This window comes from Streptomyces sp. MB09-01, from assembly GCF_033794505.1.
In the GTDB taxonomy this organism is placed as follows: Bacteria; Actinomycetota; Actinomycetes; order Streptomycetales; family Streptomycetaceae; genus Streptomyces.
This window is the reverse complement of the sequence record NZ_JARAYQ010000549.1, coordinates 1-1,388: the sequence shown is the minus strand read 5'-3', so window position 1 is coordinate 1,388 and position 1,388 is coordinate 1. Positions and strand designations below refer to the sequence as shown.

At 70.7% G+C, this 1,388-nt stretch carries 1 protein-coding gene; it reads left to right on the top strand.

Annotation, left to right across the window (positions count from 1 at the left end; translation table 11 throughout):
- The first annotated feature begins 295 nt into the window (after window positions 1-295).
- Window positions 296-1,381: a 50S ribosomal protein L11 methyltransferase gene (locus PV721_RS43375; protein WP_319734381.1), complete on the top strand. Its 1,086-nt coding sequence runs from the start codon at window positions 296-298 to the stop codon at window positions 1,379-1,381.
- Window positions 1,382-1,388: the final 7 nt, after the last annotated feature.

Sequence of the window (1,388 nt, the reverse complement as noted above, 5' to 3'; positions counted from 1 at the left end):
CCCCTACCGCCCCCTGTCGCCCCGGCCCGTCGAACGGGCCGGCGGCGGCGGAATCAACCGGCGCGGGGAACCGGTTTCTGCCGCCTGCTTCCAGTGAACCGGCAGCACCGACACGTTCGCAGGTCAACCCCTGCCCACCGGGAGTCAATGCCTGGCAGAACCGCCGGTACGGCTGGAGGATCGCTGGAGTTTCGCACCACCGACCTTCCGTACGGTCGACTCTGCGACGGCGCGGGGATCTTGCCGGCCGCTCGTGCACCACGGTTGATCCGGCGGTTCAACGGGAGGAGCGAACATGCAGCAGGTCCAGGGCGCAGGGGGCGCGACAACGGGGCACGATCCGGGACCAGGCGGTCCGGGTCCGTCGCCCACCAGCTCGCAGCACCGCCTGATCACGGCCTCGCTGCAGACGCTCGCGCAGCAGATGAACGAGATCGCCGAGCAGGCGTCCGCGCTGCTCACGACGCCGGCCGGAGGCGCCGCCACCGACTCCGACGTCTTCGGGCGGATCGCCCGCAGAACCGTGCCCCGCTGGCACTTCGCGATGCTCAACGACGTCGAGCGCAACGAGGCCCTCGTCGGCGCCCTGGAGCGGGGCATTCCGGCCGGGTCGACCGTCCTGGACATCGGCTCGGGGAGCGGGCTGCTGGCCATGGCCGCGGCGCGGGCCGGCGCGGCCCGCGTGATCACCTGCGAGATGAACCCGATGCTCGCGGAGGTCGCCCGTCAGGTGGTCGACGCCCACGGGTTCAGCGACGTCATCACGGTGATCGGGAAGCCTTCCAACCTGCTGGAGATCGGCCTGGACCTCGACGGCCCGGTGGACGTGCTGATCTCGGAGATCGTCGACTGCGGTCTCATCGGCGAGGGCCTCCTGCCGTCGATCCGGCACGCGCGCCGGCACCTGCTGAAACCCGACGGGATCATGCTCCCCTCCGCGGGCCGGCTCTACGGCCGCCTCGTCAGCAGCGAGGACATCCTGCGGCTCAACCAGGTCACTTCGGCCGAGGGCTTCGACGTCTCCCTCATGAACGTGCTCGCCACCCGCGGGCACCTTCCGGTGCGGCTGAACACCTGGCCCCACCGGTTCCTGTCCGACACCGCGGAGGTGCTGGCGTTCGACCTGGCCGAGGACGAACTGGAGCCGGGCGAACGCCCGGTCGACCTCGTCCCGACCGCCGACGGGGAGGCGCACGCCCTGGTCGTCTGGTTCGAACTGGACATGGGGAACGGCACCACGCTGTGCAACTCCCCCGAGAACACCCGCTCGCACTGGATGCAGGGATGGGTCCCCCTGGAGAAGCCGGTGCAGGTGAAGGCGGGTGAGACGGTCCCGCTCCGCCTCCGCTGGAGCGACTTCTCCCTCAGCGCGCACATCTGACCCACCC

What these genes read in the sequence shown, in the direction of transcription:
- PV721_RS43375 (WP_319734381.1), top strand. Translation starts at nt 296, where the DNA reads ATGCAGCAGGTCCAGGGCGCAGGGGGCGCGACAACGGGGCACGATCCG.